Source organism: Bradyrhizobium sp. Ash2021, assembly GCF_031202265.1.
Classification (GTDB): Bacteria; Pseudomonadota; Alphaproteobacteria; order Rhizobiales; family Xanthobacteraceae; genus Bradyrhizobium.
The window spans coordinates 3580060-3604603 of the sequence record NZ_CP100604.1 but is presented as its reverse complement, the minus strand read 5'-3'; the positions used below and the strand labels follow the sequence as shown (position 1 = coordinate 3604603).

The following is a 24544-nucleotide window of genomic DNA, read 5'->3' as shown; positions in this document are numbered from 1 at the left end:
GTGAAAAAAGCGGGCGGTGAAGCTGGGGGACCTCACCGCCCTTAGGCCTTCCGACGGAGGGGGGCGTATTCCACCGGAAGGTAGCCAGTGGGAGCGAACCTTGAGCCCGCTCCCCGGAAAGTGCCGTCGGCGGGGGCGACGAATGCCGGCGACACCCTCCATTGGTGTAGTTAACCCTTGGCCAGCGGCAACGCCACAAACCGCGACGAACCGCCGCTCTTCACGCGCATGAGAACGCTGTTCTTGTTGTCGGTGCGCGCGGCATTGATCGCCTCCCGGATGTCGCCGGCATTAGTGACGCTCTTGCCGGCGACTTCGAGAATCACGTCGCCTTCCTTGAAACCGCGTTCCGCTGCCGCACTCTTCGGGTCGACCTCGGTGACCACGACGCCGTCCTTGCCGGCGCCGGCCACGCTGTTGGCGGGGGCCACCGTCAGGCCGAGCTTCGGCACGTCGGTGCCGCGGGTGACGCCGCCGCCCTTGTCGTTGTTGTCGGTATCGGCCTTGGCCTCCAGCGTATTCGGCAACTGGCCGAGCGTGAGGTTGATGACCTTGTCCTCGCCCTTGTGCAGCACGTTGAGCTTCACGGCGTTGCCGGGCGCCAGACCGCCGATGGTGCGGGCGAGCTCGCGGGCATCCTTGACCGATTCACCGTTCACCGCAGTGATCACGTCACCGGATTCGATGCCGGCCTTGGCCGCCGGGCCGTTGGCCTGGGGTTCCGCAACCAGCGCGCCTTCCGCCTTCTTCATGCCGAGGCTGTCGGCAATGTCTGAGGTGACCGGCTGGATCTGGACGCCGATCCAGCCGCGGCTGACCGAGCCCTTGTCCTTGAGCTGCGCGATCACGCTCTTCACCGTCGAAGCGGGGATCGAGAACGCAATGCCGACGCTGCCGCCGGACGGCGAATAGATCGCGGTGTTGACGCCCATCACCTCGCCTGAGGTATCGAACGCCGGGCCACCGGAGTTGCCCTTGTTCACGGGCGCGTCGATCTGGATGAAATCGTCATACGGGCCGTTGCCGATGTCGCGGCCGGAGGCCGAGACGATACCGGCGGTCACGGTGCCGCCGAGGCCGAACGGGTTGCCGACCGCCAACACCCAATCGCCGATCCGCGGCTTGCCGTCGGACAGTTTTGCGAACGGGAAGTTCGATCCGCCTTCGACCTTGATCAGCGCAACGTCGGTACGCGGATCGGTGCCGATCACCTTGGCGGTGTAGGTCTTGCCCTCGTCGGTCGTCACTTCGACCTTATCGGCGCCGTCGACGACGTGGTTGTTGGTCACCGCATAACCGTCAGGCGAAATGAAGAAGCCCGAACCCTGACCGGTTATGGCGCCACGGCCGCCGCGCGGACCACCGCGCAAGCCCGGAGGCAAGCCATCCGGTCCGCCGAAGCGACGGAAGAAGCGCTCCATCGGCGAGCCCGGCTGGAACGGCGAGTCGTCGTCCTTGCCGGCGCTGTCGTCCTTGCTGACCTTCTCGTTGATGTTGACCTTGACCGAAATCACCGACGGCTTCACGCGCTCGACAATGTCGGCAAAGCCGATGGGCTTCTCGACTTTGCGGACTTCGTTGTTGACCTGCGCGTGCGCGGGGCTGGAGAAGATATTGACGGGGTCGTGCGACGGGCTGAAGCCATAAACGGCGACGCCGAGGCCGGCGACGACGGAAGCCATCAGCGCGAATTTGCGCGCCGAGAACAGCGAGCGCCGCGGCGCACGATAGGACGGAAGCGAAGAAAGATCGGTGGGACGGTCGGTCATTGTTCGGAATCTCCAGGGCCAAAATCGACGGTGCCGGGCGAGCACCTGACAGCACCAAACATGGGGATTTCCGCCTTACCGCGCGCTGGCGAGGGAATTAAACTTTGGTAATGGAGGCATAACCGGATGCGGCAGAATAGCGCAGGCCAAAGAGGGGGTTAAAAGAGGGGGTTAGACGAGACCTAAAGCAGCTTTTCGGTCGGCTCCGCCGCCATCAGGCGTTCCAACCGGGCTTTTTCGTCCGCGGTCAATTTGACGGCGGAGTCGTCGGTATCTCCTGCGGATTTTCCGCGACGGCGGCTGTACCGCCACATCGCAAATCCGCCGCCCAAAAGCACCAGCGGCGGCACCAGCCACAGCAACAGGGTGTGCTGATTGACCCGCGGCTTCAGCAGCACGAACTCGCCATAGCGCGCGACCAGAAAATCGATCACCTGCGCGTCGCTGTCGCCGGCTGCGATCCGCTCACGGACCAGAAGCCGGAGATCGCGCGCCAGCGGCGCCTCGGAATCGTCGATCGACTGGTTCTGGCATACCATGCAGCGCAATTCCCGCGACAGATCGCGCGCCCGCGATTCCTTGGCTGGATCCGCCATGATCTCGTCGGGCTGCACGGCGTAGGCGGCCGGGCATCCCAGCAGGACGGTCACGGCGAACAGGCAGGCAAGGAACTGCTTCAATGGATCACTCCGCCGCCTGCAACCCGCGCAACGCCCTCGCCGGTTTCGGCGCCCCGACCCGCAGCCTGCGGTCCGACAGCGACAGCATGCCGCCGAACGCCATCAGCACGGGTCCCCACCAGATCAACAGCACCAGCGGCTTGTGATAGATGCGCACCGCAATCGCGCCGTCGGCCGTGGTGTCGCCAAGCGAAATGTACAACTGGCTGGCGCCGCGCGTCAGCAGCGCGGCCTCGGTGGTCGATGCTTCCCGGGTGGTGAAATTGCGCTTCGACGGCGTCATCACGCTGAGCTTTTGACCGTCGAGATCGACCGTGAACCGCGCGATCATCTCGCGGAAATTCGGCCCCTGCCGCTGGACCATGTCGTCGAGCTTCAACTCGTAGCCTGCGACTTTCGCCACGTCGCCCGGCCTCATCGTGCTGATATATTCGCTGTTCCAGGTGGTTTCGCAGACGATTCCGATCAAGGCGATGCCGACGCCGGCATGGGCGAACGCCGAGCCCCAGGTCGCGCGCGGCAATCCGCGCGCACGGCGCATCGCCGTTCCCAAGGGAACCCGGAACAGGCCGGTGCGCTCGGCCAGATCAGTGAACGCGCCGGCAATGACGAACACCGCAAGGCCGATCGCAAGCGGCGCCAGCGTGCTGCCGCCATACGTCCATGCCCACAGCAGCGCGATGGCGATCAGCGCCACGAAGCCGGCCGCCGTCAGCCGCTGCGCGGCGCCGAGCAGATCGCCGCGTTTCCAGGCGAGCAACGGCCCGAACGGGACGGCGACCATCAGCGGCACGAACAAGGGCGCAAAGGTCAGGTTGAAGAACGGCGCGCCGACCGAGATCTTGTCGCCGGTCAGGACCTCGAGCGCGAGCGGATACAGCGTGCCGATGAAAACCGTCGCGCAGGCGGTGGTGAGGAACAAATTGTTGAGCACCAGCGCGCCTTCGCGCGAGATCGGCGCGAACAGCCCGCCCTGCTTCAGCGCGGACGCCCGCCAGGCGTAGAGCGACAGGCTGCCGCCGATGAAGATACAGAGGATCAAAAGGATGAACACGCCGCGCGTCGGATCGGTCGCAAACGCGTGCACCGATGTCAGCACCCCCGAACGCACCAGGAAGGTGCCGAGCAGCGACAGCGAGAAGGTCAGGATCGACAAAAGGATGGTCCAGACTCTCAGCGCGTTGCGCTTTTCCATCACGACCGCGGAATGCAACAGCGCGGTGCCGGCCAGCCACGGCATCAGCGAGGCGTTTTCGACCGGATCCCAGAACCACCAGCCGCCCCAGCCGAGCTCGTAATAGGCCCAGTACGAGCCCATCGCGATGCCGAGCGTTAGGAATATCCAGGCCACCAAGGTCCACGGCCGCACCCAGCGCGCCCACGCCGCATCGATCCGGCCTTCGAGCAAGGCTGCCACGGCGAACGAGAACGAGATCGAGAATCCGACATAGCCGAGATAGAGCATCGGCGGATGCACGGCGAGCCCGATGTCCTGCAGCACCGGATTGAGGTCGCGGCCCTCGATCGGCGGATTGGCGATCCGCAGGAACGGGTTCGAGGTGATCAGGATGAACAGATAGAACGCGCTGGCGACCCAGGCCTGCACCGCCAGCACATGGGCGCGCAGCGACAGCGGCAAATTATTGCCGAAGGCTGCGACCAGGCCGCCGAACAGCGCCAGGATCGACACCCACAGCAGCATCGATCCTTCGTGATTGCCCCAGACGCCGGTGATCTTGTAGATCAGCGGTTTGAGCGAATGCGAATTCTCGTACACGTTGACGACGGAGAAATCCGAGGTGACGTGCAACGACACCAGCGCGGTGAACGATATCGCCGCGAACAGCAATTGCGCCAGCGCGGTGGAGCGCGCGACATTCATCAGGGCGACGTCGCCCCAGCGCGCGCCCGCGATCGGCACCGTGGACTGGATCAGCGCCAGCGCGAGCGCCAGCACCAGTGCGTAATGTCCGGCTTCAGCGATCACCGCATGGCTCCCTGCGTCGGCTGGGGGGCGGCCGATGCGCTCGGCTTTTTGCCGTAGTCGTCCTTCCAGTGGCCCTGCTTCTTCAGCGCGTCTGCGACATCCTTGGGCATATAGGTCTCGTCATGCTTGGCCAGCACGGTGTCGGCCCTGAATGTGCCGGAGGCATCGAGCGCGCCCTCGGCGACGACGCCCTGCCCTTCGCGAAACAGGTCGGGCAGGATTCCCTTGTAGGACACCGGCAGCGTGGCGCTGCCGTCGGCGACGCTGAAACTGACCGCCAGATTGTCGCCGCGCTGGAGCGATCCCGGCTGTACCAGCCCGCCGAGGCGGAAGCGCTTGCCGGCGGAGATATGTTTTTCGGCCACCATCGACGGCGTCGAGAAGAACACGATGGAATCGCGCATGGCGTTCAGCACCAGTGCCGCCGCGACCGCGAGCACCGCGAGCGAGCCACCGATCATCGTCAAACGCCGCTGCTTGCGCGTCATGGTCTTCCCTTGTGCATTCGCCTGATCATCCATCAAGCCCGAGATTCTTCAGGCCCTCATTGAGCTGGCGCAAGCGCTCCGCATTGTTGGCGACGGCCTGACGGGCATCGGTGACCGCGCTTGCTGCCTTGTCGCGGTCGCCCATCACCATATAGGCCCGCACCAGCCGCAGCCATCCCTCGACGTCGTCGCCGTTTTGCTTCAGCCGCGTCGCCAGGCGATCGACCATGCCACGGATCATCGCGCCGCGGTCGGCGTCGTTCATTTCCTTGGCCGCGGCCATCGCGCCATCCGGCAGCGCAGGCACTGCCGGACCGCCGACCCGGACCAGCGCCGCCTGGACCAGCGGCCGCCATGGCGCGTCCGCCGGCGCCTTGGCGAGCATCCCACGCCAGATCGAGGCGGCATCGGCGTTGCGGCCGTCCTGCTCGGCGGCGAGCCCCAGGAAATAGTTGGCCTTGGGATCGTCGGCGCTCAGTGCGATGGCGCGCTCGAATTCGGCCTTGGCGTCCGAGGTGACGACACCGCCCGCGGCACCCGCAAGGGCTTCGCCAAGATCGGACCGGCGCTCGGCGCTGTCGCCGTTATAGGTGATCGAATTGCGATAGGCGCGGACCGCCTCGTCGAAACGGCCGAGCCGCGCCAGCACCGGCGCCAGCACATTCCAGCCGCGGCCATCGGTCGGGTTCTGTTCCAGATGGGCTTCGACCTGGGCCACCAGACTGCCGAGCGACTGGGTGGCGTCGGCGACGCGGGCGCGCCCGGCAAGCGGGAAATCGCCGAGTTGCGGCGATCCCAGCGAAAGGTAGAAAGCAACCGCCACGACAGGCAGCCCGATTAATGCCGACACCGCAGCCAAACGGCGCAATCTGACGTTCGACTGCATCGTGGGATCGCGCTGATCGTCAACGGCGGCCAACAGACGGCGGCTGATTTCGACCCGCGCAGCATCCGCCTCCGGCGGCGCGATCAGGTCGGCGGCAACATCGCGATCGATCTCGGCGAGTTGATCCTTGTAGACCGCAGCCTCACTGCCCCCACTTTGCGGCCGGGCGCGCCGGCCCAACGGCCAAAGCACGGCAAAGATCGCCGCGACCGTCATCAGCGCGAACACAAACCACAGCGTCATCAAGCGGTTCCCGGGCGGAACGGCGCTTTTCACGGAAGCGCCGATGCGCCGCTTTACACTACCGGCGGCAAGCCCGGCAATTGACAATTACTGGATCGAAACCCGGGCCGGAAGACCCGGAATTCGCTGGCAAATGAGACTGCCGCCCTATCCGGCGCGGGAGGGTTTGCGCTCGCCGGTCACGGCGTTTTCGGCGGCCCGGCTCATCAGCGACGCATAGTCGTGGCCGAACAATACCTCGCAGAAGCGGATCGCCGCCTTGACCTGCATCTGCCGGTAGGCGCGCGCCCTGGTGTCGCCGCCGCGCAGCGCCTGCACCAGCCCCTCGGTGGAATGTTCGACATATTGTTGCAGGTCGGAATAGGTCCGCAGCGTGACCTCGTTGATCGCGAGCTCGCTCGCATAGGTGCGGCACACCGCGACGAAGTCGATCAGGGCGGCGGCTTCCTCGACCTCCGACGGATCGATCTTGGGAGCGGAGGAAATGTCCTTGTCGGCACGCTGACGCAGGATACGGCGGACCCGGCCGGGCACGCTGTCGATTTCCGACTGCAGCGAGTTGGAAATATCGGCGCGGATCGCCGTCAGTTGTTTGCCCCATGAGGAATCGTTGCGCAGATCGAGTTCGGTCCGCAAGCCGCGCACCCCGTCATGGAGGATTTTCAGCTGCTCACCGACATTTTCAAAATGGCCGCGCCTGATATCCGTCCGCAGGCAGGCCGCGAGGAAGTAGAGATCGTGCAGCGCGATGGTGACGGCCACGCCGTAAGGCGTAGCGGCAACGCGAATTTCATCGTCGGATGCCGCCATCTTGATCGCGAGGCGGATGATCTGCCAGGGCGCCGCCAGCCGCAGCATGATCAGCGACAGCGCAAACGGCAGCAGCTGCGGCGTTTGCAGCGAGGGAACATTGAGCGCCGAGCTCACCGACGCGATCTGGGGGTCGGCAAAAACCCGCAATTGGCTGGGGAGTCGGCTGCCAAGCGTATCCAGCGCCTCGCGTGCCCGCAGAACCGCGCCGATCGACAACAGATCCTCGACGACATTGGACGGGCCGATGCGGGATAGCGATCGCTGCTTGTCGTCGCCCGGTACGGTTGCAACCTTCGAGATCGCCTCGACCGCGGCGAGCTGGAACTTGCGGGCGGCCGCTTCGAGCATGGACGCCGTGCCGGCCTGCCGCGCCTGGGACAGCATGGCTTCGAATTCGCGCGCCTGCACCGGCGCGCCGTCACGACTGAGCCATTGCCAGACCGGCAACAGCGACGTGCGCCGGATCTGGCCCGGCCGCACCGGAAAAATGCTCTCGGCGAGAAACGGCTCGAGCGGACGGAACAGGAGACGCGCCGGATCGTCGGTCCGCGGCTGCGCTTCCTCGTCTTCCTCGGTTCCGCGCGCGAGCTTGCGCAATTGCTCCAGCACGAGGGTCGCGACCGCGGTGTCTTCGCCACGCTCGATGGCGCGCTCGAACCCCCGCATCAGCAGCGCCTGCGCCTGCGGCGGGAGCTGCGCGAGATAGTCCCTCAGCCGCTCGGTCGATGTCTGGCTCATGCGTCCGGTAAGGATGCTTGTTCACGCGGACGGCAAAGCGCGTCCTCTGCAATCATAAAAGTGCGCGCGTTAAGAAGTCGTTTAGGAATGATGAGTTGACAGGCTTCAAGGCTCATTCCGGATCGAAATTGCCCTGTGTTTCCCGCGGGTCTGGCATTCACACCCCCGGCAGCACCAGTTCCGCGCGCAAGCCGCCGGTCGGGGCGTTCCCCAGCGAAAGATTGCCGCCATAGAGGCCGGCAAGATCGACCACGATCGAGAGCCCGAGCCCGGAGCCCGGCTTTGATTCGTCGAGCCGCTGGCCGCGCCGCGAGACCTGCGCGCGTTCGGCGGCCGACAGGCCGCGACCGTCGTCATCGACGATAATCCGCAGCCTCGGTCCCACGCCCGGCAATGCCGGCGGTTCCACCAGCACCTCGATGAAGACCTGGGACGCGGCCCATTTGCAGGCGTTGTCGACCAGATTGCCGGCCATCTCCTCGAGGTCCTGGCGTTCGCCGCGAAACTTCGCCTGCGGATCGGCCTTGAGCTCGATGGCGATGCCGCGATCGCGGTGGATCTTCTCCATGGTCCGCCGCAAGGCCTCGATCGCGGGCGCGACTTCGGTGACGGTGCCGATGATGGTGAGCCGCGCCGCGATGCGCGCACGCTCCAGATGGTGCGCCACCTGATCGCGCATCACGTCGGCCTGCTCCAGCACCTTGCTCGCAAAGGGATCGGCGGCATGCGCCGAGGCTTCGTTGACGATGACGGAGAGCGGCGTCTTGATGGCGTGGGCGAGATTGCCGACATGGGTGCGCGCGCGCTCGACGATTTCTCTGTTGGCATCGATCAGCGCATTGGTCTCGCGCGCCAATGGCGCGATCTCGACCGGAAATTCGCCCTCCAGCCGCTCGGCCCGGCCGGAGCGGACGTCGGCGATCGATTCGGAGATGCGCTTGAGCGGCGCGAGGCCAAAGCGGACCTGGAAGATCGTGGTCAGCAACAGCACGATACCAAGTGCTGCGAAGGTGCCGCCGAGATAGTAATCGAAGCTGCGGGTTTCGTCGAAAATTTCGGAAGCGTCGCCGGCGACGCTGACCAGGAACTTGCCGTCGGCGCCGAGATCGACCGGCCGCTCGACCATCCGCAAACCCTGGCCCTCCGGGCCGTCGACGTAACCGAGACGGATTCCGGCGGCGGTCAACTCCGCGCCGTGCTCTTCCAGCTTCGGCAGTTTCTTGTCCCACAGCGAACGCGACGCCCGCGTTTCCGCTTTCTCGGTATCGGTCCGGACGATCTGCCAGTACCAGCCGGACAGGGGCAGATCGAACAGCGGCTCGCCGAGCGACTGGAACTGGCGATCGGGCGGCTCGTCCGGGGTTGCTACTTCGGCAACCAGGGTGCGCAGATAGAGATTGAGGCGGCGATCGAAGGCGCGCTCGGTCGCATCGCGATAGACCGACGACAGCACGACCCCGGTGATGACGAGGATCACCACCACCCACGCGGTCGCCGACAGGAACAACCGCGTGGCGAGCGAGCTTCCGCGCATCAGAGCATGATCCCGAAAAGCATGTCCTTGGGCCCGGAGCCTGCGGACGGAGGCCCGTTTTCGGACAATATCATGCCCACTACAAGAGCAAGCGCGGCGCTCAGGCGCCGGGCGCGGGCGGCGTCAAGAGATAGCCGAGCCCGCGCACGGTCTGGATGATATCGACGTCGAGCTTCTTGCGGATGCGGCCGACGAACACTTCAATGGTGTTGGAGTCGCGGTCGAAATCCTGATCGTAGAGATGTTCGACCAGTTCGGTACGCGACACGACGCGTCCGGTGTGATGCATCAGATAGGCCAGCAGCCGGTATTCGTGCGACGTCATCTTGATCGGGTTGCCGGATACGCTGACCCGGCCGGTGCGCGTATCCAGCGACACCGGACCGCAGGTCAGCTCGGACTGGGCGTGGCCGGCGGAGCGGCGCAGCAGCGCGCGAATCCGCGCCAGAATTTCTTCGAGATGAAACGGTTTTGCGACGTAGTCGTCGGCGCCGGCATCGAAACCCTGGACCTTGTCGCTCCAGCGGTCGCGCGCGGTGAGGATCAATACCGGCATCGCGCGCCCGTTGCGGCGCCATGCCTCCAGCACCGAGATGCCGTCCATCTTGGGCAGGCCGATATCAAGCACGACGGCGTCATAGGGTTCGCTGTCGCCGAGGAAGTGCCCTTCCTCGCCGTCGAACGCGCGATCGACCACATAGCCGGCATCTGTCAGCGCTGTCGTAAGCTGACGGTTGAGATCCGGATCGTCTTCAACGACGAGCAGGCGCAAGCTGGCCTCCGATAATGAGCTTCACAATAACTGGTCTCAAGATGAGGCTCACGGGCGTGAACAGGCTATGAACAGGGCACCCGGCAAAAATTACATTTTCTTCATAACCGCTTGTTCTTCATAACGGCTTTCGGCGGCCCGGGTTCATCTCCCGTCCGCGCCGCCAGCCTCAGGAGAGGCCAAGCCGCTGCCTAACACGGCGAATCGGAAGCCCCAAGAGGCTGTAGCTGGCTGTGAAGAGGCCGCGACCGCAAGGCTCCCGTTAACCTCCGGCCGGCGGCCCCGTGACCACGATAAAATCGACCGGGCCGCCCGCTTTGTCGTCGTCGAAAACCCCGACCGTCAGCCGTCCCGTTCGCCAGGCAAGCGTGTCCAAATTGGTGCGGCCTTCGTATAGCAGCGGGCCGTCGGGATCATTGTCGTGACCATGGACCACGTGAAGTTCGCCGAAGCCGTGCTTGTATCCCTTCGGATAACGCTTCCACAACATCGTTACCTCGTCCTGCCGGTCCAGGGGAACTTCGGGATCGACACCGGCGTGAACGTAGACGCGGTGTGCGTCGACATGCATCAGTTGCAGTCGATCGAGCCAGGCGATGTGGGTTTGCGGCACGGCGAAGGGGTCGCCGCCGTAGGACGCCAGCGCCGCGTCGCCGCCCTTCTCCAGCCACGACGCCATCTTCGCGGGATTCCGCAACGCCTGCTCCATCATGGCGTCATGGTTGCCCTTCAGCGCGATGAGGCGCCAGCCATCGGCAACGCCCGACAACAGCCGGTCAATGACCTGCCTGCTGTCCGGGCCCTTGTCGACATAGTCGCCGATCGCGACAATGATTCCGGCTTCGCCGCCATACGCGGCGATCTTCGTCAGCGCACGGCCGAGCAGATCATCGCGGCCATGGATATCCGGAATGACGTAAGTGAGGCTCATACCGCTTGCGCATTTCCGGCTGTCGGGTCGGGACGCGACGGTCCTATTCCAATCGACCACGGCCGGCAACCGACGCCCGCCGGCCTGGCTCGGCTTGCGGTGTTGGCGCGATCATCACCTCCAGAGCCAGCCTCGCCGCCTGACCGCCGCTCAGGTCCGGAAGAACACGAACCAGACCACGCCGAGGCTCAATACCGCGAGCCCGGTGGACGCCGTCAAAAGCGCGAGCACCGAGGGGCCCGGTTCGGCCTGGCGTGCCTCGGTCGGGGTTTCGACAATCTGGCCGTGTCGACGCGTTACCATGGGGACCTCATTGCTTAAGTGCCTGTAATGCCAGCCAATGCCTCGACACCGCCTGTCGAAAGCAACGCTTGATGGAAGATCATGTTCCGATCTTTTGGGCACCGCGGCGCGAGGCCGATCCGTGCAAAAGGTCGCAGCGGATCGAACCTTCCCCCGGGGACGGTTAACGCCGTTGCGAGATTCCCTGCCCCGCCATGTTTGAAACCGCCTGCCCCGGTGGTATCCTCGGCCCTTCGTCAGTTGCGTTTTCGGAGTTTTCCCATGGCCCCCCGCGCCAACTGGAAAGGCTTTTTGCGCCTTTCGCTCGTGACCTGCCCGGTCGCCCTGTATCCGGCGACTTCGGACACCGAGAAGGTCTCTTTCAACCAGATCAATCGCAAGACCGGCCATCGCATCAAATATGCCAAGGTCGATGCCGACACCGGCGAGGAAGTGGCAGCCGAAGACATCATGAAGGGCTACAAGATCGACACCGACACCTACATCGAGGTGTCGAAGGACGAACTCGACGACATCGCGCTGGAATCGACCCGCACCATCGAGATCGACGAATTCGTGCCGAAGACCGATATCGACAACCGCTATCTGATCCGCCCCTATTATCTCGTGCCGGACGGCAAGGTCGGCCACGACGCGTTCGCGGTGATCCGCGAAACCATCAAGAGCATGAACAAGGTCGCGATCGGCCGCGTGGTGCTGACCAACCGCGAGCACATCATCGCGCTGGAGCCGCTGGACAAGGGCTTGATGGGCACGCTGCTGCGTTACCCCTATGAGGTCCGCAGCGAAAAGGAATATTTCGACGACATCCAGGACGTCAAAGTCACCAAGGACATGCTGGATCTGGCCAAGCATATCGTCGAGCAGAAATCCGGCTCCTTCGAGCCGGAAGAATTCGAGGATCGTTACGAATCCGCGCTGATCGAACTGATCAATCAGAAACGCAACGGGGTTACGACCGCAGCGAAGGCCGCGCCGAAAACCGCCGGCAACGTCATCAATCTGATGGACGCGCTCAAACGCAGCCTCGCCAGCGAAAAGCAATCTGCCCCTGCGGCCGCCAAGGAAACCGGCAAGGCCAAAGGCAAGAAGCCGAAGAAGGCAGCCTCCGGCCAGCGCGAAATGCTGCTGCCGATCAGCGGCGGCGGCAAGCGCGCCGTGAAGGAAGCCGTGAAGGAAACGCCGAAAAAGGCGGAGAAGCCGGTGCGTACGCCCGCCCGATCGAAGAAGGCTGGATAGCCGGACGGACCGTTGCGGTAGGTAGCCCGCGATGCCGTGGTCGACGCCGTTCGATGAACCGATAGCGCTACGCTCCGGCCGCAAGCTCGCGACGCTGCAACACGCCGCCGATCACATCATGAAGCTGCCGGAAGACGCCCAGCAAAGCCAATGCTGGCAGGTCGCGGTCGAGAATTTGATCAATGCCGCGGAGACCGGTGGCGGCTGGCTGATGTTCGCACGGATCGCGATGATGCGGGCGCTGAATGCGAATGAAGACGGCTGATCCGGCTTACTTCAGTGAGGTGCTCACCGTGGTGAACGTGGTGGTGAGTTTGGTGCCGATGCCGTTCACGGAGGCGACGATGACGATGCTGATGCCAGCCGCGATGATGGCATATTCGATGGCCGTCGCGCCGGACTCATCACCCAGAAATTTGGTCAATAACCGTCGCATCCCGATAACTCCTGTCGACGCCTTCCCCCGGATTTGTCCCGCGCCTGTTCGGACCTACTCTAGATTGTGATTGGTTGACAGTGCATTCACGAACACGATGAACGCTTGATTAAAGCCGGGCTGCGGATTCCGTGCCTTCCGTCCGGTATTCATACGGGACGGAAAATTTACGTTCGATTGTCCATAGCCGCTGCATGCTCGCCGGATCAGCACCCCCTGGAGCCAGCGCCATGTCCACGCAGAAGCGTGAGCCGGGAAAAAACTACATCGGCCTGATGATCGACGACGAAGGACAACGCGCCACTGAGCCGACGGCGCCGTCCGATCGCCGTATGCAGGATTATTTTCTTGGCCTGGTGGCCGCGGTATTCAATCGCCGCAGCGACGCAAGGTAATTTCCCCCTCGCCTCGCCTCGGCGTCGACCCCGAACCCCGGCGGTCAGAAATTGCGCTGCGCCCGAATCTGCAGCGAAACCGCATCCTGATCCTTGAACTCGTACCGCGCCGTCGGCTTGGGCGCCGCGGGCCCGAGCACGGCCGTACCCTGGAACATCTGGTCGAGGTGGAACCACTGGACTTCGGCCGAGAAGGTCAAATTCTTCACCGGCACCCAGCGGGTGATAACGCCAAGCTGCGAGACGTTGTAGTCGGGATTGCAGACGTAATCCGCACTGACGGCCTTGGCCGGCGTCGTGTAGTTGGCGCACATGAAGGCCTTCGCCGTCCCGTCATATCGAACGGCGGAATAGCTTCCAAAGAGGCTCGTCGACCAGTTCGGATTCCAGTTGTGGTTGAAGGCGCCGCGGACGCCGTAAGCCGTCGTCAGATGCAGCGAACCGTCGCCGCCATTCGCCACCGGAAGATAGACCGCATCCGTCGTCGCACCGAACCCGATGCTCTGATAGGCGCCGGCAGCACTGGTGCCGCCGAACATCGCAAAGCTCGGCGAGGCCGCGGCGGTGGAAATGACGTTTTTCGTCTCTCCCTTCGCGTAGCTCGCATCGATCTTGAAATCGTCGGCGGGTCCGGTCGGAAGGTTCTTGATCTGCAATGCCGCCATGACCGAGCCGCCCCATTTGGTCTCGGGGTGGCCGGAGATTTCCGACAGCGCGGTCGGCGAGGCGCCGGCCACGCCGACCGAACCGGCAGGGGCAGCAACGGCGTTGAGGATGTTGTAGGAGCCGCTGACCTCATGTGCCGCCGCCGAGACCTGGAACAGGCCCCAGGCCTGGTCGACGCGGATGTTGCCTACGATATCTGGCGCATGGGCGCCCGCATAGGCGTTGCCCGAGTTAAGTGTGGCATTGAGCGGAAGCGACAGATTGTAGACCGCGGTGCGGTCCCAGACGACGGGATCATCGAGGCCGATGGTGCCGGACACGCCGTTACCGAACTGGGCGGTGTACTGGATGTTGTTGACGCCGGTGTCGGTATTTTGACCGCCGAGCAGGAACGACGAGATGTTGCCCGGGAAACCCTGCCAGGGCGTCGCATAGGCCGAAGCGGACTTGCCGAAGGTGAACCCGGCGAACTGGAGGAAAATGTACTCCGTCGCGACGTAGCCTTCGCCGGGCTGGTTGAGCAGGGCCGTGTTAGTGCCGGCGGCCGGCGATGCGGTGAAGTTGGCCGGATTGACCGTGTTGCTGCCCTGGGTCGTGAACTGGATATTGGCTTGCATGAAGGTGCGGACCACGCCGTATTCGCTGGCGGTGCGGGTATCGACCGTTAGCGCCAGACGGGACCGCGCAGCATAGTAGTCGTGGTAGCGGTTCTGCTCGCCGAGATCGCCGTTCCAGGCCGGCTGGCCGTGCGTGCTGCCGTTGAAGGTGACGTCGGCGCGGAAATAGCCGCCGAGCTTGATGCAGGTATCGGTACCCGGGATGAAGAAGAAGCCGGCGCCATACAGCGAGCAGATCCGCACATATTCCACCGCCTTGGCCTTGACCGGAAGGTCGGCCGCCTGCGCGCCGCTAATGGCGATCAGGCCTGCCGCGGAGCCAAGAACAAGGGTTCGCATCGCTTTCATTTGCGTCTCCCGCCCCGCGATTCATGCAGGCGCATACGTTCAGAACCTAGCTACTCCAAAAATTCCCGACCGCAATGCCAAGCCGAGACGTCGAAGCACTTGGCCGCTTACTGTGATTTTTTCGCCACGCGTCGCGGCCGAAACCGCCGTCCGCAGCCGACTTTCGCCCAAGGCACTGGTCGCCGACAGCAAGAATATTCTCTTCCTGAATCGTCGCCGTCGTGCGGGTGCGCATTCGCCGCACGCCTGACCGTCACGAACGCCGCGACGATCACCTGCTATTGGCAAAGACTGGAAGTAGACCCAACGCCAAAGTGGAGATAGTGCATCGCACGCGGTCACTGACGAAGAATTGCAGCTGGCGGATGGAGGGCCTATGTTGACCCTATCATTATGCAGCCGCCCATCGTACGCGAGGCTCTGCAGGAAGACCTTGTGGCGGGTGGTTTGCCCACTGCACCGGAGGTCAAGTCATGTCCATTGCACCCACACTCCAGAAATACCTGGCCGCTGAAAACATCCAATACGAAGTGATCCCGCACGAATTCAGCATGACGTCCACTCGCACGGCTGAGGCATGCCATATTTCGGGCGATCGCCTCGCCAAGGGCATCGTGTTGCGGCGCGACGGCCAATTCATTCTGGCCGTCTTGCCCGCATCGCATCACCTCCGCCTGTCGGACCTGAGGACAGAACTCGGTGACAATGTCCACATGGCCGATGAAACCGAGATCAATCGGCTGTTCGGCGACTGTGCACACGGTGCGGTTCCCGCCGTCGGCAAATGCTACGGGCTCGACATCATCGTCGACGACAGCATCCAGGCACAGCCGGAAATCTATATGGAAGCCGGCGATCACGAGACGCTGCTTCATATGGGTCACGCGCAGTTTGCGCGCCTGACGGCCAACGCACCGCACGGTCGCTTTAGCGCGCACGACTGAGGATTTGTCGGTCGTATCGGACGGTCCACGGCGACCGTCGTGGTCCCGAACGGGAATATCTTGCCGCTGCTTGACTATTCATGCGGCGGCGCGACGCCTCTTTATGTCGCATGCAGGCGAAGACCAGGACCCCGCCCTCGCCTGCCAAACCCCAAAACGCATATCAGCACTTCCGCCCGCACGCGCCGGGCGCGCTTTACCGCTCCGCAAAATCCTGTTCCAACTGTAAATAACTCGGTCGGACCAAACCGGCCTGAATCAAATGGGGGACAGACCGCCATGAAGCTCGGCACCGCGATCGCGGAAATCATGAAGCGCGAGGGGATCGAGATCCTCTGCGGCTATCCCGTCAATCATCTGATCGAACATGCCGCCAATGCCGATATCCGCCCCGTGATGGTGCGGCAGGAACGCATCGGGCTGCACATGGCGGACGCGATCTCCCGGGTCACTTCGGGCTACTCCATCGGTGCGTTCTGCATGCAGCACGGGCCGGGCGCCGAAAACGCCATGGGCGGCGTGGCGCAATGCTTTGGCGAATCCGTCCCGGTGCTCGTGCTGCCGATGGGCTATGCGCGCCGGCTTGCGAACATCGAGCCGAACTTCAATTCCAGCCAGGCGATGAAGGCTTTTTCAAAATCGTCCGAACCGATCAACATCGCCGCTGAAGTCTGCAACATCTTTCGACGCGCTTTCACAAAGCTGAAGAACGGCCGCGGCGGGCCCGTCATCGTCGAGATCCCGGCCGACATGTGGAACGAGGACGTGCCGGAGCCCTTGAACTACACGCCGGTGCTGCGCACCCGCTACGGGGCTGATCCCGTGCATGTGAAGGAAGCGGCGGCGCTGTTGATCGGCGCCCGGCGGCCGGTGATCTATGCCGGCCAGGGCGTACACTACGCCAAGGCATGGCCGCAGCTGAAACGCCTCGCCGAACGGCTCGCCATTCCCGTCACCACCAGCCTCGGCGGCAAATCGTCGTTTCCCGAAACGCATCCGCTTTCGCTCGGCTCCGGCGGCCTCGCCGTGCCGCGCGCGGTGCCAAAGTTCCTGGCCGAGGCCGATGTGATCTTCGGCATCGGCTGCTCGTTTACCGAAACCTCGTTCGGCATCGCGATGCCGAAGGGCAAGACCATCATCCATTCCACGCTCGACCCCAACCACCTCAACAAGGATGTCGAGGCCAGGATCGGCCTGGTCGGCGATGCCGGCCTGGTGCTTGATGCGCTCTTGGAAGAGATCGGCAAGAGCGTCGCCAGGGATCGCGACGCAAGCGCAGTGGCCGCCGAGATAGCGGCCTCGCACAAGGAGTGGCTGGCGAAATGGATGCCAAAACTCACCCATAATGACGCGCCGCTGAATCCATACCGCGTGCTGTGGGACCTGCAGCACACCGTCGATATCAGGAACACCATCATCACCCACGACGCCGGCAGCCCGCGTGACCAGCTCTCGCCGTTCTGGAAGGCGGTCGAACCACTGTCCTATATCGGCTGGGGCAAGACCACGCAGCTCGGCTACGGCCTCGGCCTCGCAATGGGCGCCAAGCTCGCAAGGCCGGACAAACTCTGCATCAATGTCTGGGGCGACGCCGCGATCGGCTTCACCGGCATGGATTTCGAGACCGCGGTGCGCGAGCGGATTCCGATCATGTCGATCCTGCTGAACAATTTCTCGATGGCGATCGAATTGAAGGTGATGCCGATCTCGACCGAGAAATATCGCTCCAGCGACATCTCCGGCGACTACGCCGCGATGGCGCGCGCCTTCGGCGGCTATGGCGAGCGGGTGACCAAGCCGGAGGACATCATCCCGGCCATCCAGCGCGGCATTGCCAAGACCAAGGAAGGCATTCCGGTGCTGCTGGAGTTCATCACCTCAAAGGAGACCGAGGTATCGAGGCCGGGAACCTGAGGTCCAAGCGCGCCAAGCCCGTTTGCCAGCATTAACGCCGACCGGAAAAATGGCCCGTGGCGCTGGCCGGGATGTGTCCGGAGTGGAATAATCAGCTACTGGTATTCCAGCCCGGCGCCGCCAGGCCCCTGGCGCAATGGATTTGGGTAAATGACCACGGTACCCCCGGATGCAGTAGCCGATCTCAGGCGGGAGAACGCCCGGCTGCTGACCGAGTTGCGCACTGCCCGGGATCGCCAGGCCGCCAGCGCCGAGATCCTGCGCACCATCGCCAGCGCGCCAAACGATGCCGAGCGGGCCCTGCAGCAAATCGCCGAAACCAGTGCCCGCCTGTTCGGCGCACCAAGTGCCACGATCCATATCGCCGAAGGCGACGGCTGGGCCCGGACCATACGTTTCGGCGCCAGTTCGAAACGCGTTGGCGCAGGCGTTCCGGACTCGCAGCTCAAGATCGGCGGCCGGAACATGCCCGGCACGATCGTCGCCGAAAATCGCCAGATCCACATTCCCGACGTTGACAATATCGACCCCGCGATTGCCGACTGGCCGGGCCTTCCCTACGTGCGGGCCGCAGGCACGCGTTCGATGTCGGGCTCGCCGCTGCGGCGCGAGGGCAAGGCGATCGGCGCCCTCATCGTCTACCGCGACCGGCTCGCGCCTTTCACCGCCGAAGAGCTTGCGGTTCAGCAAACCTTTGCCGATCAGGCGGCGATCGCCATCGAAAACGCGCGGCTGTTCAATGAGACCAGGGAGGCGTTGGAGCGGCAGACTGCGACCGCCGATATTCTGAGGGTCATCGCGAGTTCGCCGTCGGACGTGCAGCCGGTGTTCGACGCGATCGTCAACAGCGCAGCGAAGCTCTTCGAACCGTGCTCTGCCACGATCACAACGTTGAAAGACGGGAAACTGCACTGGAATGCGGTCGCCCAAATCGTTCCGAGCTTTGATCACAAAGCGGCCGAGGCCACGTATCCGATACTATTCGACCCGGACCGCTCACCCTCGGCACGCGCCATTCTCGAGCGCCGCATTATCCAGATTCCCGACATCAAGGCACCCGGCACACCAGAGTTTACCCAAAGGGCCGCAGCTGGAGGCGGTTTCCGGAACATCATCTTCGTGCCGCTGATCAGCGAAAACAAGGGCGTCGGCAGCATCATCCTCACGCACCCGCAGGCTGGTTTCAAATTTTCGGACAGGCAACTCACACTGCTTCAGACCTTCGCGGACCAAGCGGTCATCGCGATCGAGAATGTCCGGCTGTTCAACGAGACGAGGGAGGCCCTGGAGCGGCAAACCGCGACCGCCGATATTCTGAAGGTCATCGCGAGTTCGCCGTCGGACGTGCAGCCGGTGTTTGACGCCATTGCCGAGAGCTCCAAAAGGCTGATCGGCGGCTTTTCGGCCACCGTGGTGCGCTTCGTGGGCGACATGCGTCAACTGGTCGCGCTCACACCGACCAATGCGGCGGCGGACGAGGCCTTGAAAGCGACATTCCCGGTGCCGCTGGCCGAATTTCCACCCTTCCTGCTGGTCCGCGACGGCGAGGCCGTGCAATTCGCCGATACCGAATCAGAGGATGTGCCGCCCCTGAACAGAGAACTGGCACGCCAGCGCGGCTATCGCAGCATGGTGTTCACGCCTCTGATGAACAACGGGACACCTATCGGCATGATCAGCGTCACGCGCAGGGAGCCGGGGACGTTTGCGGAGCACCACGTCCAGTTGCTTAAGACCTTCGGCGATCAGGCGGTGATCGCGATCGAGAACGCGCGGCTGTTCGATGAGGTACAAGCGCGGACGCGTGATCTTTCAGAATCGCTGCAACAGCAAACCGCGACCGCCGACGTGCTCAAGGTGATCAGCCGTTCCGCGTTCGATCTGCAGGTTGTTCTCGATACGCTCGTCGAATCGGCGGCGCGCCTCTGCGAAGCGGACATGGCGGCCATCACCCGGCGAATCGGCGACGATTATTATCGGGCCGGCTCGTACGGCTTTCCGCCGGAGTTCACGAAATATGTCAGGGGCCTTCCGGTACAGCCCGAGCGACGCACGATTACCGGCAGAACCTTGCTCGAGGGCCGCATTGTCCATGTCAACGACGTACTCGCCGATCCCGAATACGACTTTGAGGGCCAGCAGCTGAGCGGCAATCCCCGTACTTTTCTCGGGGTGCCGCTGCTGCGTGAAGGCACGCCGATCGGCGCGCTGACCATGACCCGATCCGTGGTGAGGCCGTTTACCGACAAACAGATCGAGCTGATCGCGACCTTCGCCGACCAGGCCGTGATCGCGATCGAAAACGTCCGCCTGTTCGATGAGGTGCAGGCGCGAACAGACGATTTGCGTGAATCCCTGCAGTTCCAAACCGCAACATCCGACGTGCTCAAAGTCATCAGCAGTTCTCCGGATGCATTGCAACCGGTGCTTGATGTTATCGTCGATACATCCCGGCATTTGTGCGGCACTGAGACCTCAACCATTTTCCTGCTCAAGGATGCGCAATTCCACATCGCCGCAGCATCGGGCGCGATGCCGGAATATCTGACATTCCTGCAGGCCAATCCGATCGCGCTGGATCAAACCGGATCCTCGACTTCGAGGGCGGCGCGCGAGAGGCGCACGGTACATATCCCTGATATTGCCGCCGATCCCGAATTCGGCCAGGGCCCAATGTCTGTCGGACAGCGCCGCGCGCTGCTCTCCGTACCTCTGATGCGCGAGGGCGTCGCGATCGGCGTGATTACGATGCGCCAATCCCATTTGACGCCATTCACGGAGCGCCAGATCGAGGTTGTTCAGACGTTCGCCGACCAGGCCGTGATCGCCATCTCCAACGTCCGGCTATTCGAGCAGGTCCAGCAACGGACCCGCGAGCTATCTCAATCGCTGGACAATTTGCGCACCGCGCAGGACCGGCTGGTGCAGACGGAAAAACTCGCCTCGCTCGGCCAGCTCACCGCAGGCATCGCCCATGAGATCAAGAACCCGCTCAACTTCGTCAACAATTTTGCCGCGCTCTCCGCGGAATTGACCGACGAGCTGAACGACGTGCTCAAGGCGGCGACGATCAGCGACAAGATTCGAAAAGAGATCGATGAGCTGACGGGTCTGCTGAAGGACAATCTGCAAAAGGTGGTTCAGCACGGCAAGCGCGCCGACTCCATCGTCAAGAACATGCTGTTGCATTCGCGCGAGGGATCAGGCGATCACCGGCCCGCCGACATCAATGCCCTGGTCGATGAAAGCCTCAACCTCGCCTATCACGGCGCCCGCGCCGAAAGGCCCAATTTCAATGTCACACTGCAGCGCAACTTCGACCCGGGCGCCGGCATGGTCGACGTATTTCCGCAAGAAATTACCCGCGTATTCCTCAATCTGGTCGCGAACGGCTTTTATGCGGTAACAAAACGCAAGAGCGAGAACGGCGATGCGGCGTTCGATCCCATACTCAGCGCGGCGACCCGCGATCTCGGCGACAGCGTGGAAATCCGCATTCGCGACAACGGCACCGGCATCCCGCCGGAGGTGAAGGACAAGATGTTCAATCCGTTCTTCACGACAAAGCCCGCCGGCGAAGGCACCGGCCTTGGCCTGTCGATGAGCCATGACATCATCGTGAAACAGCACGGTGGCACCATCGACGTCGAGACCGCGCCCGGGCAATTCACCGAATTCCGCATCGTGCTGCCGAGGATCGGCAATCTTCCAAACAAGAACAGAGGTCAGACGTGAGCGTTTTGGTTCTCGTGGTCGATGATGAGCCTGACGTCGAGGCGCTGTTTCGCCAGCAATTTCGCAGAGATTTGCGCGCCCAGCGTTTTGTGATGGATTTTGCCAATTCGGCGGCGGATGCGCTGGCGCGGATCGCCTCTACGATCGAGCAGTCGCTGATCCTGATCCTGTCCGACATCAACATGCCCGGCATGACCGGCCTCGAGATGCTGCCCAGGGTCAAGGAAATCCGGCCCGAGGTCCCCGTCATCATGATCACCGCCTACGGCGATCCCGAGACCAGGCGCAAGGCGATCGCCGGCGGCGCGAGCGGGTTATTGACCAAGCCGATCGATTTTGCGCTGCTGCGGGAAGAAATCGATACCCGCCTGGAGCGGGCCGGTTAGCTCACGGCTTGAAGAACGCGGGATCGTTGAGCGCCTTGATCATGGTGTCGACCATGTCGGCGGCGCCGTGGTCTTCCCGCTCTTCCAAGAGCTCCCACATCTTGCGCAAATTGGCGCGCATCGGCGCTTTCAGCGAAGGATCGCGCTCGATCAGGGTCCGCGCGATGCAGAACGCGATGCCCTCCGCGCCCATCTTTGTCTGCTCGATGGACGGTTTGCTCATGGCCGGCTCCTTGTCGGATTTCAACGTTTGATGTGCTGCGGCCGCTGTAGATCAAATCGCGGCTCAGGGATAGCCACGCGGATGGCGCGGCGGCAGCCGACGGCGCGAAAAGGGGCTCACGCGCCCTACTCCGCCATCTCCGCGGGCACCGTCGCAGGACCGGCCAGCGGCCGTTCTTCCATCGCGACCATGCACAGCGCGGCGCCGGCGAGCATTACGGCAGCGGCGCCGAACACGTAGTGGAACGCCGTGATCATGTCGGCGACGGGGATCGAGTTCACGGGGCCGCGATGTTCGCCGGCGAGCGAAATGTCCGCGCCCAGCGCCATCAGCAGGATCGCCGCGAACGCCGCGACCGTGAACGAGGCCATCAGCGCGCGGAAGAAATTCATCGCGCCGGTCACGGTGCCGATCTGCGGACGCGCCACCGCGTTCTGCAGCGACGTCACGCTGACCGGGAACGTCGTGCCAAGCCCGAGCGCGAGCAACGACAGGATCGTCAACAATCCCCACAGCGGCAGTGTGGTCGTGGCCAGCACAATTCCGAAAACCGTCGCCAGCGACGTTCCGGCGATGGCGACGCGCTTATAGTGCTTGGCGCGCGCCATGGTGCGGCCGGCAAACGCCGCGCCGCAGGTCGAGATCGCGGCGAGCGGGATCAATGCAAGGCCCGCCTCGCTGGCGCTGAGATGGTAGACCACCTCGTAATACAGCGGCAGATGCACGGTCAGTCCGATCAGCGCACCGAGCGCGCAGGCGCCGGCGACCATCGCATAGGGCACCACCGTCCCGCGCGTCAGCAGCGACAGCGGCAGGAAGGGCTCTTCGGTATTTCCCGCGTGCCAGACAAAGGCACAAGCCAGCGCGATCGCCGCGCCCATCATCGCGAGAATCGTTGGTGACAGCCAGAGATAGCGGTTGCCGCCCCAGGTCAGCACCAGCATGACCGCGACAGCGGACGCCATCAGCAGCACACCGCCGAGCCAGTCGACCTTGCGCTTGCGATGGAACACCGGAATCTTGCCCATCTTCGGCAACAGCATCGCCAGCGACACCACCGCGAGCGGCACGTTGATCCAGAAGATCAGCGACCAGTGCAGATGCTCGGCGAACACGCCACCGACGACCGGCCCGACCAACCCCGCCGCCATCCACACGCCGCTGAAATAGGCCTGGTACTGCCCGCGCTCGCGCGGACTAACCACGTCGGATATCACGGTCTGCACCACCGGCATGATGCCGCCGCCGCCGAGCCCCTGCAGGCCGCGCGCCAGAATCAGCACCGTAATGTTCGGCGCCACCGCACAGAGGATCGAGCCCGCGACGAACAGGCTGAGCGACACGATGATCATGACGCGGCGGCCGTAGATGTCGCTGAGCGTACCGAAGACCGGCGCGACCGCGGTCGACGCCAAGAGATAGGCCGTGATCACCCAGGACAGATTGGAGACGTCCTGGAACTGGCGGCCAATGGTCGGCAGCGCGGTCGCCACGATGGTCTGGTCGAGGGCTGCCAAAAACATCGTCAGCAGCAAGCTCATCAGGATGGTGCGGACCTCGCCCGGCGTCAGCGGCGCGGGCGGCGCGATCGGCGGGGCATCGCTGATGTCGATGACCTCGGTCGGCATGCGCGCCAGCTCGGCGGCGACGTCTTCCGGCAACGTCTTGATGTCAGCAGAGTGACGGCCCTGCCGTTCGTATTTGTTCATGTCGGACTTATTATTTGCTGCTTATTTGCTGCGCGGCGCAACACCGCAGCGGAATCGTTCTGTTGACCGCTATTTACGCGGCAAAATCGTCTCCAGGCAGGCGCTTGCACGCATGGGTGCATCCCGCGACGGCATCTTCGCAATCATGTGATCGATCGGCCCCAGGAAACAGCCTGAAGAAAGTCAGGCTTTCGGCCGCTTTTTCAGCCGCGCCCGCTTCGGCAACTGCGCCGGCCATTGCACGATGTGATCCTCGAGATCGGCATCCGCGATCTCGTTCTCGGTGCCCTGCACCCGCCCGCGCACGGAAACCCCGGCTTCATGCACAGTATTGGGGTCGCCGGAAATCAGCGGGTGCCACCAGTACAAATCGCGGCCTTCGGCGACCAGTCTGTAGCCGCAGCTCGGCGGCAGCCAGTTCAGGGTGCGGACATTTTCCGGGGTCAGCCGGACGCAGTCGGGAACCTTGTCGGAACGGTTGGGGTAGTCCTTGCAGGCGCACAGCCCGGAATCGAGCAGCTTGCAGGAGACATGGGTGAAATAGATCTTGCCGGTATCCTCGTCCTCTAGCTTCTCCAGGCAGCAGCGCGCGCAGCCGTCGCACAGGCTCTCCCATTCAACATTGGACATCTCCTCCAACGTCTTGGTTTTCCAGAAGAATCCTTCCTGGGTGGAGGGCGGTTTAGGCGGTGCGGTCATGAAATCGGTTGGTTCCGGTTCGGCTGGGCGTCAGCCCTTCTAGGAGGTGGGGTGGCCGGGGCGCAAGCGGCAGGGTGTGCAACCGCAAA

23 protein-coding genes are annotated in these 24544 nt (G+C 63.5%); 8 read left to right on the top strand and 15 right to left on the bottom strand.

The annotated features are described in order from the left end of the window. Nucleotides 1–170 precede the first annotated feature (170 nt). From NL528_RS17060 to NL528_RS17015, 10 genes are all read right to left on the bottom strand, one after another. A complete protein-coding gene (locus NL528_RS17060) occupies nucleotides 171–1769 on the bottom strand; it encodes a Do family serine endopeptidase (RefSeq protein WP_309183847.1) in 1599 nt (532 codons plus the stop codon). A 182-nt stretch (nucleotides 1770–1951) separates the two neighbouring features. Further along, entirely contained in the window at nucleotides 1952–2449 is a 498-nt protein-coding gene (locus NL528_RS17055; RefSeq protein ID WP_309183846.1) for a cytochrome c-type biogenesis protein CcmH, read from the bottom strand. Between the two features lie 4 nt (nucleotides 2450–2453). Then, complete coding sequence (locus tag NL528_RS17050) at nucleotides 2454–4436, bottom strand: heme lyase CcmF/NrfE family subunit (protein WP_309183845.1); 1983 nt, start codon at nucleotides 4434–4436, stop codon at nucleotides 2454–2456. Then, on the bottom strand, nucleotides 4433–4924 hold the full coding sequence (ccmE, locus tag NL528_RS17045; protein WP_074281469.1) for a cytochrome c maturation protein CcmE: 492 nt from the start codon (nucleotides 4922–4924) through the stop codon (nucleotides 4433–4435). The genes NL528_RS17050 and ccmE overlap by 4 nt, the downstream gene beginning before the upstream one ends. Nucleotides 4925–4949: 25 nt before the next feature. Beyond that, complete coding sequence (gene ccmI, locus NL528_RS17040; protein WP_309183844.1) at nucleotides 4950–6053, bottom strand: c-type cytochrome biogenesis protein CcmI; 1104 nt, start codon at nucleotides 6051–6053, stop codon at nucleotides 4950–4952. A 147-nt stretch (nucleotides 6054–6200) separates the two neighbouring features. Beyond that, nucleotides 6201–7604, bottom strand: coding sequence for a hypothetical protein (locus NL528_RS17035; protein ID WP_309183843.1), 1404 nt, complete (start codon nucleotides 7602–7604; stop codon nucleotides 6201–6203). Nucleotides 7605–7761: 157 nt separating this feature from the next. Next, a complete protein-coding gene (locus NL528_RS17030) occupies nucleotides 7762–9138 on the bottom strand; it encodes a sensor histidine kinase (RefSeq protein ID WP_309183842.1) in 1377 nt (458 codons plus the stop codon). Nucleotides 9139–9238: 100 nt separating this feature from the next. Beyond that, entirely contained in the window at nucleotides 9239–9910 is a 672-nt protein-coding gene (locus NL528_RS17025; protein WP_074280900.1) for a response regulator transcription factor, read from the bottom strand. A 262-nt stretch (nucleotides 9911–10172) separates the two neighbouring features. After that, nucleotides 10173–10841: a metallophosphoesterase gene (locus NL528_RS17020; protein WP_309183841.1), complete on the bottom strand. Its 669-nt coding sequence runs from the start codon at nucleotides 10839–10841 to the stop codon at nucleotides 10173–10175. A 150-nt stretch (nucleotides 10842–10991) separates the two neighbouring features. Beyond that, the gene (locus NL528_RS17015; RefSeq protein ID WP_309183840.1) at nucleotides 10992–11144 is read right to left on the bottom strand and encodes a hypothetical protein; all 153 of its coding nucleotides are present in this window, start codon (nucleotides 11142–11144) and stop codon (nucleotides 10992–10994) included. Between the two features lie 261 nt (nucleotides 11145–11405). On the opposite strand from NL528_RS17015, the gene NL528_RS17010 reads away from it, so the two are divergent. Next, on the top strand, nucleotides 11406–12383 hold the full coding sequence (locus NL528_RS17010; protein ID WP_309183838.1) for a Ku protein: 978 nt from the start codon (nucleotides 11406–11408) through the stop codon (nucleotides 12381–12383). Between the two features lie 31 nt (nucleotides 12384–12414). Next, nucleotides 12415–12648 (top strand): hypothetical protein, encoded by a 234-nt coding sequence (locus tag NL528_RS17005; protein ID WP_309183837.1) that lies wholly within the window; start codon nucleotides 12415–12417, stop codon nucleotides 12646–12648. Between the two features lie 6 nt (nucleotides 12649–12654). Here the strand turns inward: NL528_RS17005 and NL528_RS17000 are convergent, their stop codons facing one another. Then, a complete protein-coding gene (locus NL528_RS17000) occupies nucleotides 12655–12819 on the bottom strand; it encodes a Flp family type IVb pilin (protein ID WP_074280896.1) in 165 nt (54 codons plus the stop codon). 230 nt (nucleotides 12820–13049) lie between these two features. Here NL528_RS17000 and NL528_RS16995 point away from each other — a divergent pair, with 230 nt between their 5' ends. Continuing rightward, on the top strand, nucleotides 13050–13214 hold the full coding sequence (locus tag NL528_RS16995; protein WP_309183836.1) for a hypothetical protein: 165 nt from the start codon (nucleotides 13050–13052) through the stop codon (nucleotides 13212–13214). A gap of 44 nt (nucleotides 13215–13258) precedes the next feature. Here NL528_RS16995 and NL528_RS16990 read toward each other — a convergent pair whose 3' ends face one another. Further along, nucleotides 13259–14845 carry a porin gene (locus tag NL528_RS16990; RefSeq protein ID WP_309183835.1) on the bottom strand — a complete coding sequence of 529 codons (1587 nt, stop codon included), beginning with the start codon at nucleotides 14843–14845 and terminating at the stop codon, nucleotides 13259–13261. Nucleotides 14846–15318: 473 nt separating this feature from the next. Between NL528_RS16990 and NL528_RS16985 the strand changes: the two genes are divergently transcribed. The 4 genes from NL528_RS16985 to NL528_RS16970 all read left to right on the top strand — a co-directional run bounded on the left by NL528_RS16985 (nucleotide 15319) and on the right by NL528_RS16970 (nucleotide 21824). After that, complete coding sequence (locus tag NL528_RS16985) at nucleotides 15319–15789, top strand: YbaK/EbsC family protein (protein WP_309183834.1); 471 nt, start codon at nucleotides 15319–15321, stop codon at nucleotides 15787–15789. A gap of 279 nt (nucleotides 15790–16068) precedes the next feature. Further along, a complete protein-coding gene (locus NL528_RS16980) occupies nucleotides 16069–17703 on the top strand; it encodes a thiamine pyrophosphate-requiring protein (RefSeq protein WP_309183833.1) in 1635 nt (544 codons plus the stop codon). Nucleotides 17704–17853: 150 nt separating this feature from the next. Next, nucleotides 17854–21438: a GAF domain-containing protein gene (locus NL528_RS16975; protein ID WP_309183832.1), complete on the top strand. Its 3585-nt coding sequence runs from the start codon at nucleotides 17854–17856 to the stop codon at nucleotides 21436–21438. Next, a complete protein-coding gene (locus NL528_RS16970; protein ID WP_309183831.1) occupies nucleotides 21435–21824 on the top strand; it encodes a response regulator in 390 nt (129 codons plus the stop codon). The genes NL528_RS16975 and NL528_RS16970 overlap by 4 nt, the downstream gene beginning before the upstream one ends. A 1-nt stretch (nucleotide 21825) precedes the next feature. On the opposite strand, the gene NL528_RS16965 is transcribed toward NL528_RS16970, so the two are convergent. Both NL528_RS16965 and NL528_RS16960 read right to left on the bottom strand, forming a co-directional pair. Then, nucleotides 21826–22047: a hypothetical protein gene (locus NL528_RS16965; RefSeq protein ID WP_143206083.1), complete on the bottom strand. Its 222-nt coding sequence runs from the start codon at nucleotides 22045–22047 to the stop codon at nucleotides 21826–21828. 125 nt (nucleotides 22048–22172) lie between these two features. Then, the gene (locus NL528_RS16960; protein WP_309183829.1) at nucleotides 22173–23756 is read right to left on the bottom strand and encodes an MDR family MFS transporter; all 1584 of its coding nucleotides are present in this window, start codon (nucleotides 23754–23756) and stop codon (nucleotides 22173–22175) included. Here NL528_RS16960 and NL528_RS16955 point away from each other — a divergent pair. Further along, complete coding sequence (locus tag NL528_RS16955; RefSeq protein WP_309183828.1) at nucleotides 23755–23907, top strand: hypothetical protein; 153 nt, start codon at nucleotides 23755–23757, stop codon at nucleotides 23905–23907. The two genes, NL528_RS16960 and NL528_RS16955, sit on opposite strands and share 2 nt — an antisense overlap. A 32-nt stretch (nucleotides 23908–23939) precedes the next feature. On the opposite strand, the gene NL528_RS16950 is transcribed toward NL528_RS16955, so the two are convergent. Next, entirely contained in the window at nucleotides 23940–24455 is a 516-nt protein-coding gene (locus tag NL528_RS16950) for a YcgN family cysteine cluster protein (protein WP_309183827.1), read from the bottom strand. Nucleotides 24456–24544: the final 89 nt, after the last annotated feature.

Coding starts and splice junctions, on each gene's coding strand:
- NL528_RS17060 (WP_309183847.1), bottom strand. CDS start 1,769: ATGACCGACCGTCCCACCGATCTTTCTTCGCTTCCGTCCTATCGTGCG.
- ccmE (WP_074281469.1), bottom strand. CDS start 4,924: ATGACGCGCAAGCAGCGGCGTTTGACGATGATCGGTGGCTCGCTCGCG.
- ccmI (WP_309183844.1), bottom strand. CDS start 6,053: ATGACGCTGTGGTTTGTGTTCGCGCTGATGACGGTCGCGGCGATCTTT.
- NL528_RS17035 (WP_309183843.1), bottom strand. CDS start 7,604: ATGAGCCAGACATCGACCGAGCGGCTGAGGGACTATCTCGCGCAGCTC.
- NL528_RS17030 (WP_309183842.1), bottom strand. CDS start 9,138: ATGCGCGGAAGCTCGCTCGCCACGCGGTTGTTCCTGTCGGCGACCGCG.
- NL528_RS17020 (WP_309183841.1), bottom strand. CDS start 10,841: ATGAGCCTCACTTACGTCATTCCGGATATCCATGGCCGCGATGATCTG.
- NL528_RS17015 (WP_309183840.1), bottom strand. CDS start 11,144: ATGGTAACGCGTCGACACGGCCAGATTGTCGAAACCCCGACCGAGGCA.
- NL528_RS17010 (WP_309183838.1), top strand. CDS start 11,406: ATGGCCCCCCGCGCCAACTGGAAAGGCTTTTTGCGCCTTTCGCTCGTG.
- NL528_RS17005 (WP_309183837.1), top strand. CDS start 12,415: ATGCCGTGGTCGACGCCGTTCGATGAACCGATAGCGCTACGCTCCGGC.
- NL528_RS17000 (WP_074280896.1), bottom strand. CDS start 12,819: ATGCGACGGTTATTGACCAAATTTCTGGGTGATGAGTCCGGCGCGACG.
- NL528_RS16995 (WP_309183836.1), top strand. CDS start 13,050: ATGTCCACGCAGAAGCGTGAGCCGGGAAAAAACTACATCGGCCTGATG.
- NL528_RS16990 (WP_309183835.1), bottom strand. CDS start 14,845: ATGAAAGCGATGCGAACCCTTGTTCTTGGCTCCGCGGCAGGCCTGATC.
- NL528_RS16985 (WP_309183834.1), top strand. CDS start 15,319: ATGTCCATTGCACCCACACTCCAGAAATACCTGGCCGCTGAAAACATC.
- NL528_RS16980 (WP_309183833.1), top strand. CDS start 16,069: ATGAAGCTCGGCACCGCGATCGCGGAAATCATGAAGCGCGAGGGGATC.
- NL528_RS16975 (WP_309183832.1), top strand. CDS start 17,854: ATGACCACGGTACCCCCGGATGCAGTAGCCGATCTCAGGCGGGAGAAC.
- NL528_RS16965 (WP_143206083.1), bottom strand. CDS start 22,047: ATGAGCAAACCGTCCATCGAGCAGACAAAGATGGGCGCGGAGGGCATC.
- NL528_RS16955 (WP_309183828.1), top strand. CDS start 23,755: ATGTCGGACTTATTATTTGCTGCTTATTTGCTGCGCGGCGCAACACCG.
- NL528_RS16960 (WP_309183829.1), bottom strand. CDS start 23,756: ATGAACAAATACGAACGGCAGGGCCGTCACTCTGCTGACATCAAGACG.
- NL528_RS16950 (WP_309183827.1), bottom strand. CDS start 24,455: ATGACCGCACCGCCTAAACCGCCCTCCACCCAGGAAGGATTCTTCTGG.